The organism is Chloroflexus sp., assembly GCF_034431535.1.
GTDB lineage: Bacteria > Chloroflexota > Chloroflexia > Chloroflexales > Chloroflexaceae > Chloroflexus.
In genome coordinates this window covers 1-14,902 of the sequence record NZ_DAOUDC010000025.1, presented here as the reverse complement: position 1 = coordinate 14,902, position 14,902 = coordinate 1, and the positions used below count along the sequence as shown (strand labels likewise).

Below are 14,902 nucleotides of genomic sequence, written 5' to 3'. Positions count from 1 at the left end.
TGGTCTGATACCCGAAGGGAGAAGCATGGATCAGCCCGATCTGAGCGCCTTGATTCCGCGTCTGCTATCGTTGAAGCTCTTGCCGCGCACCGGTTGGTTGCAACGAGGCGTGCGCGATGTTGAGAGCATTGCCGAGCATTCGTATGGCGTGGCGGTGCTCTGCCTGCTGATCGGCGATCAGATAGAGGGTATTGAGCGGGGGAAGGTCTTAGCCATCGCGCTGTTGCATGATCTGGCCGAATCGCTGCTCGGCGATCTGCCCGCTTCGGCGACCCGATTGTTGGGGAAAGAAGCCAAGCGCCGGGCCGAGCGGGATGGGCTAGAGAGCCTGATCGGGCATTTGCCCCGCGCTGCCGAATATCTCGCTCTGTGGGATGAATACGCTGATGGCGCCTCGCGCGAGGCGCGGCTGGTCAAAGCGCTTGATCGTCTTGAGCTGATGGCGCAGGCGCTCGCCTACGAGCGGGCCGGCGCGCGGGGGCTCGATTCGTTCTGGCCGGCCAACGACGATTGGGCAGCCGAGTTTCCGCCGGTTGAAGCGCTCGCTGCCCATCTGCGAGCCGAACGAGCGCGGTTGAGTTAATTCGCCGCTCGAATGGCACTGTCTAGGTCTGCCCACAAATCATCAACATCCTCAATTCCCACGCTCAAACGCAATAAGGTCGGCGGCAGGTGTTCTTGGCCGGCAATGGCTGCCCTGCGCTCCATCGTTGACTCGACTGCACCGAGGCTGGTGGCGTGCCGGATGAGGCGAACGTTGCAGCAGACCGCATCAGCGACAGCGGCGTCGCCACGCACATCGAACGAGATGATCGTGCCGAACCCTTTGAGCACGCGCTTGGCAACCTCGTGGGTTGGGTGTGAGGGCAGGCCGGGATAGCGCACGCGGGTCACGAGCGGGTGCTGTGTGAGCCGTTGGGCCAATTCCATCGCATTGCGCTGCGCTCGTTCGAGCCGGAGGGCCAGCGTGCGCGCGCCGCGCACTGCCAAAAAAGCCTCTAGCGTACCGGGAGTAGCGCCAGCCAAGGCGCGGGTGTGGTGCAGTTGCCGCCAGAGCGTCTCGTCGCGGGTGGTGACGATTCCCGCCAGTAGATCGGAGTGGCCGCCAATAAACTTGGTGGCCGAATGCACCGACACAGTGGCTCCGAAGGCGAGCGGTTGCTGATTGAGCGGGGTCGCAAACGTGTTGTCAACCGCCACGATCGCGCCGGGTGTGCGCGGCGCAGCGCAGATCGCCGCCAGATCGGCGACCGTCAGCAGCGGATTCGACGGCGACTCCAGCCAGATCAGATCGGCTTCGGCGCACGCCTGCTGCCAACCGGCGGTGTCGGTCAGCGCGATCCGCCGCACTGACCAGCGTCCGCGGGCGGCGCCGGCCATGGCTAAACCGGCCACGCCTTGGTAACAATCGTCGGGGATGGCAACTAGCGCGCCGGCGGCAAGCTGGTCGAAGATCGCAGCTACGGCGGCCATCCCGGAAGCGAAGGCGACTGCTCGCCCCTCTTCAAGCCCACCCACGATCTCTTCAAGCGCTTCCCACGTTGGCGTCGAGTCGGTGCGCGAATACGAACGTCCTTGCCCAAGAATGAAGTTGGAGGTCGGGATCGGTGGTACATTGAGCGGTGCGCCGGGTTCGGCGGAACGTCCGGCAGCGACGAGCCACGATTCGAGTTTGAGGCCGGAAGGATGTTTCTGCATGGGATATCTGCCTTTCTGCCAGCAAGTGCTTTGGCGTGCCGGCGATTATCACACCGGTGATCGGCTGTGTCAAATGTTGTGCGCGGAGCAGTTGCTGCAACTCCGGCAAAATCGGCTATTATTACAGGAAGACACCGCCATTACCATCACCCCGTCCTCGCGTATGGTTGAGGAGTCCGGTGTGCAGATCGTCATTAATGGTAGCTTTTGGCCCCAGCCGTCAGTAGGTATTGGCCAATACCTGCATAATTTGTTGCCATGGTTGCACCGCCTTGCCCCGCAGCACCGCTACGCCATGCTGCTGCCGGCTGGTGCGGCGGTGCCGGCGACGCCGATTGGGATTGAGGCCATCACGGTCAAGATTAGCGGCCCCCGCCAAATCGCGAAAGTGATCTTCGAGCAGATTGCCGTGCCGGCCATTGCCGCGCGGCTCGCGCGCAACGGCCAGCCAACCGTGATCTTTGTGCCGTACTTTGCGCCGCCGTTGCGATCGCGGTTGCCGGTGGTGACAACGATTGGCGATCTGATCCCGCTCCTGTTACCGTCCTATCGCGGCAATTGGCTGGTGCGCGCCTATATGGCGCTGGCCCGCCGCGCGGCTCTGCGCAGTACGCATGTCCTGACCTTCTCGAACTTTAGCCGCAGCGCCATTCTCAACTACCTTGGCCTGCCGTCGGAACGAGTCACCGTTGCGTATCTCGCTGCCGGCGAGCAGTACCGTCAAGCGGCGGATCGGGCGGCGGCGCAGGCCTTAGTTGCCGCCCGGTACGGCGTCCAACCGCCCTTTGTCTATTACGTCGGCGGGCTTGATGAGCGTAAAAATGTGCCCACGCTGCTGCGGGCATTCGCGCTGGTGCGGAATCGCCATCAGCGGGTTACGTTGGCGATCGCGGGGCAGGCGCTAGGGCGCGATTCGCGCCTCTTCCCCGACATTGACGCTCTGATTGCCGATCTTGATCTGAGCGCAGCAGTGCGCCGGATTGATGTGCCGGTGGCAGATGGGCCATTGTTGTATCAGGCATGCACTATCTTTGTCTATCCGTCGCGCTACGAAGGGTTTGGCTTGCCGCCACTGGAAGCGATGGCGTGCGGTGCGCCGGTGATCGTCAGCGATGCGAGTTCGCTGCCGGAAGTCACCGGGGCAGCGGCGATCCGGATCGCGCCAGACGATATCGCCGGTTGGGCGACGGCGATCAACCGGTTGTTGGAAGATGAAGCGTTACGAGACGATCTTAGTGCACGCGGGTTGGCGCGGGCGGCCAGTTTTTCATACCAACGCACGGCGGAGACAACATTGGCTGTGCTTGAGCAAGTGGCAGGCGAGCGTGCGCATTCACGGAAGGCGGTGCGATAAGCAGCACGCCAGCCCTCGCGCGGTTTGGGTAGAGACGGCCCGCCGGGCCGTCTCTGTAATAAAGCAGGCTATTTCTATGGTTTCATCATCATTGCCAATTGATCAAATCCTCTTGGGTAGTTGCCTGACTATTTTGGCGCAACTTCCGACGCAATCCGTCGATCTTATTTTTGCCGATCCACCCTACAATCTGCAATTACGCAACGAATTGCGCCGGCCTGATCAAACGCTGGTTGATGGGGTGAATGATGCATGGGATAAGTTTAGCGATGTTCAGGCATACGACGCTTTTACGCGGGCATGGCTTAGTGAATGCCGGCGGGTCTTAAAAGCGAGCGGTACGATCTGGGTCATCGGCTCGTACCACAACATCTTTCGGGTTGGGGCAATGATGATGGATCTCGGCTTTTGGATCTTGAATGACGTGATTTGGCACAAGACCAACCCGATGCCCAACTTTCGCGGCGCCCGCTTTCAGAACGCCACCGAGACGTTAATCTGGGCCAAAACCTCAGCCGATCAGAAGACCTACACCTTCAATTATCACGCCATGAAGCATCTGAACGACGACAAACAGATGCAAAACGTCTGGCGCATTCCGATCTGCACTGGCGCCGATCGGATCAAGGTCAACGGCCAGAAAGCGCATTCAACCCAAAAACCGGAAGCGTTGCTCTACCGGGTGATCTTGGCTTCATCGCAGCCGGGTGACGTGGTGCTCGATCCATTTTTCGGCTCTGGCACGACCGGGGCAGTGGCGAAAAAGCTGGGCCGGCACTTTATCGGCATTGAGCAAGACCCGGCGTATGTTGCGATTGCGCGCGAGCGGATCAATGCCATTCCCGCCCCAGAGAACCCGGTGCTGCTGATGACACCCTCGCGCCGGGAGGCGCCGCGGGTAGCGTTTGGCGAGCTGGTGGCCGCCGGTTATGTGCAGGTTGGCGAGCGGCTCTATTCGCGGGATCGGGCAGTGATAGCGGTGGTCAAAGCCGATGGCCATGTGGTATGGAACGGGGTCAGTGGGTCGATCCATGCCATCGCGGCCAGAGCGCAGGGGAAACCGGTATATAACGGGTGGGAATATTGGTATGTTGAAGACGATGCTGGCCGGTTGGCCAGCATCGACGAATTGCGGGAACGGTATCGGGCCGAACAGTTGGGGTAATTCATCATGTAGAGATGCACGACCGTGCGTCTCTACAATAATTAACGATAATGAATTTCACCGCGCGGTGGCCGGCGCGATCGGCGTATTCGGTTCGATCCCGCGCAACGCCGCCCCGACCAAATCACGGTTGAGCTGGGCAATCGTTTCGAGGCTGATCTCCTTGGGGCAGACAGCGGCGCATTCACCGATATTAGTGCAGTTGCCGAAACCCTCGAAATCGGCTTGCGCCACCATATTCACCACGCGCTGGTAGCGTTCGGGTTGGCCTTGTGGCAAGAGGGCAAGGTGCGCCACCTTAGCGGCGGTGAAGAGCATCGCCGAGCCGTTGGGGCAGGCGGCCACGCATGCGCCGCACCCAATGCAGGCCGCTGCGTCCATCGCCCGATCGGCAGCGGTCTTGGGCACCGGAATGGTATTGGCATCCGGCGCCGAGCCGGTGCTGACGCTGATATAACCACCGGCTTGAATAATGCGATCGAAGGCGCTGCGGTCGACCACCAAATCCTTGAGGATCGGGAACGCCGCTGCGCGCCACGGTTCAACCGTAATCGTATCGCCGTCGTTGAAACTGCGCATGTGCAACTGGCAGGTAGTAATGGCATTCTTGGGGCCGTGGGCAATGCCATTAATCATCAGCGAACACATACCGCAGATGCCTTCGCGGCAATCGTGATCAAACGCCACCGGCTCTTCCCCCCGCGACATCAGCTCCTCGTTGAGCACGTCAAGCATCTCGAGGAACGACATATCGGGGTTGACATTATCCATCACATACGTCTTAAACTCGCCGGGGGTCGAGCGGTTCTTCTGCCGCCAGATCTTGAGCGTGATCTTCATCGTCTTCATAGCGTATCTCCAGCCGCCGGCCGACTTCCCAACCGGCGGCAGTTAGGCTTACTTATAGCTGCGCTGGGTCGGCTTGACGTACTCAAAGACCAACGGCTCTTTGTGCAAGCGCGGCTTGGCCAAATCGCCGGTGAACTCCCAAGCCGCCACATACGAGAACTGCTCGTCGTTGCGCAGCGCCTCGCCATCGGGCGTCTGGTACTCCTCGCGGAAGTGGCCGCCGCACGACTCCTCGCGGTGGAGGGCATCGAGGCACATCAGCTCGGCCAACTCGAGGAAATCGGCCACGCGGCCAGCCTTCTCGAGCGCCTGATTGAGATCGCCGGCCTCGCCGGGCACATTGACATCTTCCCAGAACTCGGCGCGGATCTCAGGGATGCGGACCAAAGCTTCGCGCAGACCGGCAGCGTTGCGGGCCATGCCGCACTTATCCCACATCAGCTTGCCCAATTCGCGGTGGAACGAATCGACCGTACGCTTGCCGCGAATGCTGAGCAGGCGGTTGATACGCTGGTTAATCTCGGCTTCGGCTTCGGTAAACTCAGGCCGGTCAATGCTCAGACCGCCGGGTTTGACTTGGGCGAGGAAGTTGGCGATGGTGTAGGGCAAGATGAAGTAGCCATCGGCCAGCCCCTGCATCAAAGCCGACGCGCCGAGGCGGTTCGCGCCGTGATCCGAGAAATTGGCCTCGCCGATCACAAACAAGCCGGGGATGGTGCTCTGCAAGTTGTAGTCAACCCACAAGCCACCCATCGTATAGTGAACGGCGGGATAGATGCGCATCGGCGTTTCATACGGATCTTCGCCGGTAATCTGCTTGTACATATCAAACAGATTGCCGTAGCGTTCGGCGATCTTCTGGCGGCCAAGGCGCTTAATCGCGTCGGAAAAGTCGAGGTAGACCCCCAACCCGCTGGTGCCGACGCCGCGGCCCTCGTCGCAGACCTGCTTGGCTGCGCGCGAGGCAATGTCGCGCGGCACCAGATTGCCGAAGCTGGGGTAGCGCTCTTCGAGGTAATAATCGCGCTCAGATTCGGGAATATCTTGCGGGCGGCGCGGATCACCCTTCTTCTTGGGCACCCAAATCCGGCCATCATTGCGCAACGACTCAGACATTAGGGTCAGCTTGCTCTGATAATCGCCGCTGACCGGAATGCAGGTCGGGTGGATCTGGGTAAAACAGGGGTTGCCGAAGAACGCGCCGCGGCGATGGGCGCGCCAGATCGCGGTCGTGTTGCAGCCCTTGGCATTAGTGCTGAGGTAGAAAACGTTGCCGTAACCGCCGGTGGCCAGCACCACCGCATCAGCGACATAGCGCGACACCTTGCCGGTCACCATATCGCGGGTGATAATCCCGCGGGCGCGGCCATCAACCACGACGAGATCGAGCATCTCGGTGCGCGGGAACATCTTGACCGTGCCGGCGGCAATCTGGCGGCTGAGGGCCTGATAGGCGCCGAGTAGCAATTGTTGCCCGGTCTGGCCGCGGGCGTAGAAGGTGCGGGCCACTTGCGCGCCGCCGAACGAACGGTTATCAAGCAGGCCGCCGTACTCGCGGGCGAACGGCACGCCTTGAGCGACACACTGGTCGATAATATTGACCGAGACCTGCGCGAGGCGATAGACATTGCTCTCGCGGGCGCGGAAGTCGCCACCCTTGACGGTATCGTAGAAGAGGCGATAGATGCTATCACCGTCGTTGCGATAATTCTTGGCCGCGTTGATGCCGCCTTGTGCGGCGATGCTGTGGGCGCGGCGCGGGCTATCTTGGTAGCAGAAGCAGAGCACATTATAGCCAGCTTCGCCGAGGGTTGCGGCGGCTGACGCACCGGCAAGGCCGGAACCGACGACAATAATTGTGTACTTGCGGCGATTGGCTGGATTGACCAGCTTCATCTCGAAGCGATGCTTATCCCAGCGCTGCTCGATCGGCCCGCTTGGCGCTTTGGCATCGAGCGCGCTCACGAACTCGACCTGCCGCGTCCCGGTGCGAACCGTCGTCTCATTCTTGATCTCGCTCATGCGAAGTTCCTCGCTCTTCTAGCGTTGGGGCGGCCCGTTAGGCGACGAAGCCGAAATAGACCGCCAACGGGAAGGAGACGTTACCGATAAAGACGGCTGCTGCCACTAGGATGGCCAAGCCGCGCAACAGCCGATCATAGGTACGGTTGTTCCAACCCAGCGTTTGGAACATGCTCCAGACGCCGTGGTAGAGGTGCAAGCCAAGGAAGACCATCGTCAGCAGGTAGAACCCGATGACAAAGGGGTTCTGGAACCCGTACACAACATTGCTGTAGGTCTCGTAGGTGTCGCCGTGGGGATGGATAAATTGACCCGGCTCGTAGCCGACGACGCCGAAGGTCAGGTGCAAAATATGGTACACGATGAAGAGGAAGATCAACACGCCGCCAAACCGCATCGTATAATCGGCATAGCCAGATTGGCGCTTGTGCTGGCCATAGCGGCGCACGGTGGAAATACTGCTGGCGCGCAGGCTGCGCTGGCTTTGCAAGGTCAGGCTGGTTGCCGCCCAGATGTGCAGAAAGACCGACGCGATCAAGACAAAGCGCGCGATCCAGAGCAGGTGTTCGTGGCCGAAGACTGGGTAGCCGAGTGAGCGCAACCCAGCAGCATACGCATTGTAGACCTCAGGTCCTTGATACATCTTGAGATTGCCGTACATGTGAAATACGACGAAGCCGACCAAAACAAAGCCGGTCAGCGCCATAATCACCTTCTTGCCGACCGACGTACGGGTGAGGGTGAGCACTCCTGTCATCGTTCCATCCTTCCCCAAACCTACCTCTGCGCAACACAAGAGATGACAACCAACTGCCAGCCTGCGCCGGCAGCAGTGAGTTATCCGTGACTTGCCCCACAAAGTATTGTACCGCTTCAGAATTATAACGGAATTACGATCAATTGTCTACCGATTGCAACTGTGCGCTTATTCTTTGTGAATAAAGACGCGAGGCATTAGAAAGCCATCCGCCCTGATTAGGGCATGGGTGATCATGCGTGAAGAGAACCTATTGATCTTGAATCAATAGCAAAAAGGTCTGTTCCTGGCAGCGTATTATGGCGCAATGGCTAGCGGGTGGCTAGAGGTGTTGGGCAGAGGGCGAGGTGATTGGCGGTACCGAGAAACCAAGAGCGGCACACTACAGTGCGCCGCTGCCATAGCATTGGGTTGGTGCGGGAGGATTATAAATCCAGCCGCACCTTGGCACCGAAGTTCTTCTTTTCCTTGCTGGGGAAATACGACAGGCACGCCGCATCGAGCAGATCGGGGCTGAGGGTCGGCGTTTCCATATTGTAGCGGGCGATCGCAATGAGCTGATCGAGAATATCGCGCGGCTGGCACATCCGGAATGGCCGTTGATCGGGCTTAAACCACTTCGCGATCAGATAATCGATACTGCGATCATCATACGGCACCTTCCGCACCTTGCACATAATCTTCCAAATCTCACGCCACTGCTCTTCGGTGGGGTCAATCACCTCAATCTTAAACTTAATCCGGCGCAAGAGGGCATCATCACCCAAATCCTTGGGGTCAAGGTTGGTGCTGAACATAATTAACTGGTCAAACGGGATCTGGATCTTTTGCCCAGAGACCGTATTGAGGAAGTCATACCGCTTTTCGAGCGGTACGATCCAGCGGTTGAGCAGGTCGAACACGCGCACCTGCTGGCGGCCAAAGTCGTCGATCAAGAAGATGCCGCAATTGGCCTTCATCTGGAACGGCGCTTCATAGACCTTTGAGGTCGAGTTGTAGACCAGATTGAGCTGTTCGAGCGTCAACTCGCCGCCGACGATAACTACCGGCCGGCTAATCCGGATCCAGCGCCGGTCGTACTCGGTCTCTTCGGGTAGCGGGCGGCGGGGTGGTTCGTGGATAACGGAGTCATACATCTTGATTACCGCGCCATCGGCGTAGACGGCGTAGGGAATGAAGATATCATCACCCATCAGATAGGTGATCCGCTCGGCGATGGTGGTCTTGCCGTTGCCGGGATAGCCAAAGAGCATCACCGACGAACCGGAATTGACGGCAGGGCCGACCATGTTCAAGATCGACTCATCGATGACCAAACCCTCGAAGGCGTCACGGATATTGCGGCGGGTGACTTTGACATTCTTTACCGTCTGCGCCTTGACGGATTCAATCCATTTGTCGAGCGGTACCGGGCAAACGCCGACATATTGCACTTTTTCCATTGCCGCTTGAGCTGCGGTTTGGCCGCGCGGCGTCAAGATATACTCGTAGTTAATGTCGCCGAAGCCGCGCTGGCCGACAATATCAATCTGTTCGACATTGCGCAGGTCGATGATAATCTGCTCGATCGCGCGGTAAAACAGCCCCATTGACTCGGCCATTTCCATGCCGGTAGCGCGGCCTTTGTTGTAGAGAATGCGCAAAAACTGCTCGGTCAGAAAGGTGCGGTTCAGACCGGTCTCATCAATCGTGGCCGGCTGCGGCGGCAGAAACGAATTGCTCAATTGGGGGCGCGCTTCATCATCGGAAGGCGGCGGGTCGCCGAGCATACGCAGCGTAGCCACATTCTCACCGCGGGCGCGCGCCTCGCTAATCAAGCGCTCGAGATCGGTCACGTGCATCTGCAGATGCAGCAGCGCATCAACGTCATTTTTGGCCTGCGCCTCTTTCAGGCAGGCATAGACCGCGCGGGCGACGGTGTATTTGACGCCATCGATGTACAGATGGTGGCAATACTCTTGATTGCGCACGTAACAATCACGGGGATGGCTCTTGCGAGCCAACATTTCCTCGTATGAGCGTTGATCAAGCAGATACCGCATAGATCTCCTTACCGAGTGATAGATTAAGACAAGGGAAACATCCGTTGCGCACGTGGGAACGAGCGCCAACGCCGGCGTGAGCACGTATTACTAATTGTTCATATTGTACGTGCTCAGCGAACCATCGTACTACCAGCGATCAGGCTCTATAGCGGATTTGCTCGATCACAACGCAAAAAAAACGCTTGACGAACGGCATGTTTCTTGCTACAATTAGAACAATTGTTCGACATGTTCGAGAAAAAAGAGTTTATAAGACCGTTTCTCACCGATCGGTGCCACGGGAAGAGCAGCGCGGCAGGACAGGCCGCAACGTGACTATCACGAAAGGAGGGCTGGCATGGCGACCACTAGTCGGGAATTGCAACCGGCGCGGCGTGTGTACGCGGCTGGTCGTATCGTCAGGGGGATAGTGACGGTGTTGGTGGTGGCAGCGCTCGTTGTCATTGTGGGAACTGTCGCCGAGTTTAGCCGTATCATGATTGACGATTGGCGCTATGGGCGTCCGCGCACCACGTATCTCACCGGCTACGCGGGTTTACCGGCAGAGCGGGCTGGCCAGCCATCGCGTTTTATTGCGATGAATCTCGACCGGCAGGTGGTGATCGTTGTCTTACCCGGCGGTGATCCGGCCCAAGCGCAGACGTGGCAAGGCCCCTATCTGTTTGGGTTACACGAAGATCTGACGCCTGTGGTATTATCATTAGAGGATACTGATGGTGACGGTCTCGCAGATCTGTTGGTCACCATTCACCACGAGCAATTGGTCTATCTCAACCGTGATGGCACGTTTCGGTTGCCCACCCCGGAAGAGTGGCACCGACTGGCGCAGGAGCGGAGCAAGTGAGCGCCTTTCCTCACCGTAAGCGGCCCCGGCAATTGGGTCAACCGCTCTTCCCAATCGAAGACCCAGCCCCTGAGCGCGTGCCGTCGCAACCGCTGGCCGATCTGACTGCCGATCTCGATGCTACGCTGGCTGATCGCCTTCAGTACGAGCGCGCACCTGAGGCGCTGCCCGGTCTGCGCGTGCCAGACGATGTACGGGCAGTCTACGAGCGGGTCCAGCGGCTAGCGCGGGTGGCTAGCCCATCCCAACCGCGCCGCACCACCATACCGGAGCGCGCACCGGCACGTGGCGGCACCGAGCGATCGGTTGGGTCAAGTGTGCCAACTGGCAATACCCGGCCAACATCCACGCTGGGCGGACGTGCATCCCCAGCGGACACGGCCAGCGTCTCTCACGTGCCGATGAAGGGTGGCGCTAGCGGATACAGGGCAGCGCAGGCTCCCGTGGCGCGTGAGCCATTCACGCCAGCCCAACCTGCACCATCCCCTACCCGCATCACAGCGGAGGTAGCCGTGGCCGAGCGGCCTGCGCGATCCGCGCGATCCGCTCCTGTCACGTTCGCCGAACCGTTGCCAGATGAGGTGTTGGTTTATGAGTTGGAATTACCGCCACCGGAACGGCGCTTTGATCCGCCACCGGTTGCCGGTTGGTTCAGCCACCCGCTGGTCGTGGCCGTGATCGGGGTGATAAGTGTGGTGGTGATCGCCCTTGCGTGGATGGTGTCGCCCTCATCGCCGATCTTGAGTTTTCAATACGCTAACGCTGGCGCCGGCAGCCGTGATACAACCGCTAATATCGCCCTAGCGCTGGCTGCCGTTCCCGTGCCGGGTGATCACCGGTTGCGCGTTGCGCCGAGTCTCTCGCCGGCGCAGATCGACCAAATCCTGCGCAGCTACGGCTCGCCAGCGGCTGGCACCGGCGAAATCTGGTATCGGCTCGGCGTTGAATATAACATCGATCCGGCTTACGCCGTCGCATTCTTCATCCACGAGAGCAGCGCCGGCACCAACCCCAATTGGGCCGGGCGCAAATCTGATGGTAGCACAACCCACAATGTCGGCAACATTATCTGCGCCGGCTATCCAACCTGCTATGGCCGGTTCCGCGACTATCCTAATTGGGAGACTGGCATTGCCGATTGGTATCGCCTGATCGATGTGGAATACATCCGCGGGCGCGGGTTACAGACGGTGGCCGAGGTGATCCCGATCTACGCGCCGGCGTTTGAGAATGATGTGCAAGGCTATATCAATGTCGTCACGAGCCTTGTTGACCGGTGGCGTGCCGGGCAAGTGCCGTGAGGTTACGCGGCTGCGGTGGTGCAGTGCGCTGGTGGTGCTGTAACGGTTTGATGCGGCAGTTGTACTGCCGCACTCCGTAATAATATTCGCAACCTTACACCCAGAAATTCTATGCGGCAACCCTCAACCATTGTCATCATCGGTGGCATTGCGCTGGCTGCTTTTGTCTTATTCGGCATGGCCAACAGCGACCGGCGCGTGCTGAGTGGCTGGCGCGGCCCGGCAGGTGCTGGCGAGGCGTTGGTGACCAATGCGGCGGCGGCGCCGGCCAATGCGCTGGTCGGTGTGGCCCAGCCGCAAGGACGTGGCCTTGATGCGGCGCTCGTGCCAAGTGGCAATCCGTTGCGGGCGGCTAATACGGTGATCACGCAAGGGTATGGAGTAGGAACGCACGCGCCGGCGAGCGTGTGGGGAGCGATTGACCTCGCCCTCGATGGTGATGGTGATGGTAAGGCTGATCCCGAAGGGACGTGGAACCAGCCGGTATATGCAACTCATGCTGGGCGAGTGACGTTGACGCGCGATAGCTGGCCGGGAGGCAATCACATTTGGGTGACAAATGATCAGTATCGCACTGGCTATGCCCACCTTGCCGGCTTTGCCGTCAGCGATGGGCAGTGGGTGAACCCCGGCGATCTGATTGGCTATATCGGCTCAACCGGCATGTCAAGCGGGCCGCACCTTGATTATCAGGTATGGGTGTGGCGCGATGGTCAGTGGGTGAACCAAAACCCGCTCGATTACGTGCAACGAATGAACGAATGAGGGAATGAATAAACGAATAGTGAGTGAGGAGCCAACGAGGAAGCGAATGCAATTCGCTCATCGTTGGCTCTACGATTCGGCGTATGAGGGCGTGATTGATGGTACGGATCAGGGTTCGCGGACGGGTGCGATCGCCCCCTGCGATTCGGCGAATGAGCGCGTGATTGCCGGTACAGCAATCGGCCCTGCTGCCTTACCGTTATCAGTTGACTGAGCCTATCGCCCGCGCTACGCCGAGTGTGAAACCTTCTCCTGTTCCGGTACTAACTCAATCACTTCGCCGGCTGCTGTTGGTTGCTCGCCAGCCTGCGTCTCTGACTGATTGGCAAGGCCAAGCGCCGCTGCGCGCCATGCTTTGGCAGGATACGGGCCGTGCGGGTCAACCTTCAGGCTGGCGCAGAATTGTTCGTAGGCCATTTCGGGTTCGCCGCAATGCCAGAGCAGTTCACCAAGCTGGTAGTGCAACGAGCCGCGCGTGGCAGGCGGGCATACTGGGGCCAACCGTATTGCCTGTGCAAGGTAGGAGACTGCTTCGGTGCGTCGTCCGGTCTTGAGCAAGTGATCGGCTAACGCGCAGTAGATGACGGCGCGATCAGATGGGCGGCGGGCACAGGGGAGCGCAGCGCGCAAATAGTGCTCGATCTGCTGATCCCCGGCAGCGCAATCACTCATCACCATAGTTGCCTCAAACGTGTTTGGTTGCAAATAGCGGGCATACTGGGCATAGCGGATGGCGGCGTCCGGTTCTTCGGCTAAAACGTGCGCAGCGGCGAGCGCAGCGTAGAGCTTGGGGTTATCCGGATCAAGCCGGCAAGCCTGCTGGAGATACGCAACAGCTAATGTGGGACGATTGCGTTGTAACGCGCTGATGCCCAACAGCCAATACACATCGGCGGAATAGGGGTTCATACGGCGCGCGGCGCCGGCCAATGCAGTGGCCTTGTGGTAGCGTCCGCGCTGAAAGTACCGCCGGGCGTGCCACAGCAGCAGATAGCGAGCCAGAAACCAAAGGCCGCTCATTGCGCCTAGTGTCACTGCGAGCGGTGACCAGCCGGTGAGGTCCATCCACACCATACTGACCAGCAAGGCGACCAGTTCCGGCGTTTGCAAGAGGACACGTCCGAGCCGGTGCGCTGCGAAACGATGGCGAGGGATAGGGTGAGAGCCGAATGGTTGGGTGGCCATACAAGCTCCTTTACGAGATACTTATGGTCACAGGCAGCGCAACGCTGTTGTAGTCAGCGTACCTGACCGCAGGGTTGCCGCCTAGTTCTAAAATTACGATATGCCGTCGTGCGATGCTGCTACGAATAGGATAGCAGGGGGTTGTGACATGTACAGTCACATGGATGGAGGAAATTGGGTTTTTGGCCCTCAATTTCCAGAAATTTAGACACCGCGGAGGTCGCAGAGGCATAGCCACAAAGAGACGCAAAAGGCACGAAAAGAAGTAAGTTTTGTTGCGCTTTCTCGCTCCATGTGGATGGGGGCAAGTTGTTTACCGCCGAGGGCGCGGAGGATGATCCCAATCCAAAACCTCTTTGCGCCCTCTGCGGAGCCGGACAGCCGTCCGGCTCTACGGCGGCTTTGCGTTTTACCCCCTCTGCGGCTTTGCTCGCTTTGCGGCTTGGGATGAGCCTCCCCTAGCCTCCCTCCGTTGCGGAGAGGAATGAAAATCCCTCCCCCAGCGGGGGAGGGGTACGGAGTGGGAGAAAGGATTTCAGCCTCACAACCCCTGTTTGGTGGAGATGGGGGGAGTCGAACCCCCGTCCAGAAAGCTAGACCGCAGACATCTACAGGTTTAGCCCCTCGCTTCATCTCGCCCGTGGTCACGCGAGTGGCAGAGCGACCAGGGGGGCCAGCCTATTGTCTTAGCCGGTCGCGCCTAGGCAAGCGCTACCGGAGCACCCGACTCACGACGCTCGATCCGCAGCCATCGGGGGAGCTGCGGGGAGCGCGCTGCCAATTGCTTAAGCAGCGAGGGCCAGCCGAGGCTGAACCCGAGCGTTGTTGTTGGCAGTTGTTGCCTTGCCCCTTTTACGTGACTGGGCGGCACGACCTGCAGTCTACGGCGTTCACTCCCTGTCGAAACCAGAGCATCC

The 14,902-nt window shown here is 59.5% G+C and carries 13 protein-coding genes and 1 other RNA gene; 7 read left to right on the top strand and 7 right to left on the bottom strand.

Annotation, left to right across the window (positions count from 1 at the left end; all coding sequences use genetic code 11):
* The first annotated feature begins 25 nt into the window (after positions 1-25).
* The gene (locus U9R61_RS06495) at positions 26-583 is read left to right on the top strand and encodes an HD domain-containing protein (protein WP_322488003.1); all 558 of its coding nucleotides are present in this window, start codon (positions 26-28) and stop codon (positions 581-583) included.
* On the opposite strand, the gene U9R61_RS06490 is transcribed toward U9R61_RS06495, so the two are convergent.
* The gene (locus U9R61_RS06490) at positions 580-1,698 is read right to left on the bottom strand and encodes a trans-sulfuration enzyme family protein (RefSeq protein ID WP_322488002.1); all 1,119 of its coding nucleotides are present in this window, start codon (positions 1,696-1,698) and stop codon (positions 580-582) included. The genes U9R61_RS06495 and U9R61_RS06490 overlap by 4 nt on opposite strands.
* On the opposite strand from U9R61_RS06490, the gene U9R61_RS06485 reads away from it, so the two are divergent.
* Positions 1,697-3,052, top strand: coding sequence for a glycosyltransferase family 1 protein (locus U9R61_RS06485; RefSeq protein WP_322488001.1), 1,356 nt, complete (start codon positions 1,697-1,699; stop codon positions 3,050-3,052). The two genes, U9R61_RS06490 and U9R61_RS06485, sit on opposite strands and share 2 nt — an antisense overlap.
* Before the next feature lie 76 nt (positions 3,053-3,128).
* Complete coding sequence (locus U9R61_RS06480) at positions 3,129-4,217, top strand: site-specific DNA-methyltransferase (RefSeq protein WP_322488000.1); 1,089 nt, start codon at positions 3,129-3,131, stop codon at positions 4,215-4,217.
* A gap of 57 nt (positions 4,218-4,274) precedes the next feature.
* Here U9R61_RS06480 and U9R61_RS06475 read toward each other — a convergent pair whose 3' ends face one another.
* The 4 genes from U9R61_RS06475 to U9R61_RS06460 all read right to left on the bottom strand — a co-directional run bounded on the left by U9R61_RS06475 (position 4,275) and on the right by U9R61_RS06460 (position 9,887).
* Positions 4,275-5,057 (bottom strand): succinate dehydrogenase/fumarate reductase iron-sulfur subunit, encoded by a 783-nt coding sequence (locus U9R61_RS06475; protein WP_416208825.1) that lies wholly within the window; start codon positions 5,055-5,057, stop codon positions 4,275-4,277.
* A gap of 57 nt (positions 5,058-5,114) precedes the next feature.
* Positions 5,115-7,088: a fumarate reductase/succinate dehydrogenase flavoprotein subunit gene (locus U9R61_RS06470; protein ID WP_322487998.1), complete on the bottom strand. Its 1,974-nt coding sequence runs from the start codon at positions 7,086-7,088 to the stop codon at positions 5,115-5,117.
* A 37-nt stretch (positions 7,089-7,125) separates the two neighbouring features.
* Entirely contained in the window at positions 7,126-7,845 is a 720-nt protein-coding gene (locus tag U9R61_RS06465; RefSeq protein ID WP_322487997.1) for a succinate dehydrogenase cytochrome b subunit, read from the bottom strand.
* A 425-nt stretch (positions 7,846-8,270) separates the two neighbouring features.
* The gene (locus U9R61_RS06460; protein ID WP_322487996.1) at positions 8,271-9,887 is read right to left on the bottom strand and encodes an ATP-binding protein; all 1,617 of its coding nucleotides are present in this window, start codon (positions 9,885-9,887) and stop codon (positions 8,271-8,273) included.
* A 340-nt stretch (positions 9,888-10,227) separates the two neighbouring features.
* Here U9R61_RS06460 and U9R61_RS06455 point away from each other — a divergent pair, with 340 nt between their 5' ends.
* From U9R61_RS06455 to U9R61_RS06440, 4 genes are all read left to right on the top strand, one after another.
* Positions 10,228-10,734, top strand: coding sequence for a hypothetical protein (locus tag U9R61_RS06455; RefSeq protein WP_322487995.1), 507 nt, complete (start codon positions 10,228-10,230; stop codon positions 10,732-10,734).
* A complete protein-coding gene (locus U9R61_RS06450) occupies positions 10,731-12,035 on the top strand; it encodes a glucosaminidase domain-containing protein (protein WP_322487994.1) in 1,305 nt (434 codons plus the stop codon). The genes U9R61_RS06455 and U9R61_RS06450 overlap by 4 nt, the downstream gene beginning before the upstream one ends.
* Positions 12,036-12,146: 111 nt before the next feature.
* Entirely contained in the window at positions 12,147-12,800 is a 654-nt protein-coding gene (locus U9R61_RS06445) for a M23 family metallopeptidase (RefSeq protein WP_322487993.1), read from the top strand.
* Between the two features lie 46 nt (positions 12,801-12,846).
* The gene (locus U9R61_RS06440; RefSeq protein WP_322487992.1) at positions 12,847-13,014 is read left to right on the top strand and encodes a hypothetical protein; all 168 of its coding nucleotides are present in this window, start codon (positions 12,847-12,849) and stop codon (positions 13,012-13,014) included.
* Positions 13,015-13,028: 14 nt separating this feature from the next.
* On the opposite strand, the gene U9R61_RS06435 is transcribed toward U9R61_RS06440, so the two are convergent.
* Complete coding sequence (locus U9R61_RS06435; RefSeq protein WP_322487991.1) at positions 13,029-13,985, bottom strand: tetratricopeptide repeat protein; 957 nt, start codon at positions 13,983-13,985, stop codon at positions 13,029-13,031.
* 555 nt (positions 13,986-14,540) lie between these two features.
* Positions 14,541-14,902, bottom strand: a transfer-messenger RNA (tmRNA) gene (gene ssrA, locus U9R61_RS06430); the annotation flags it as partial.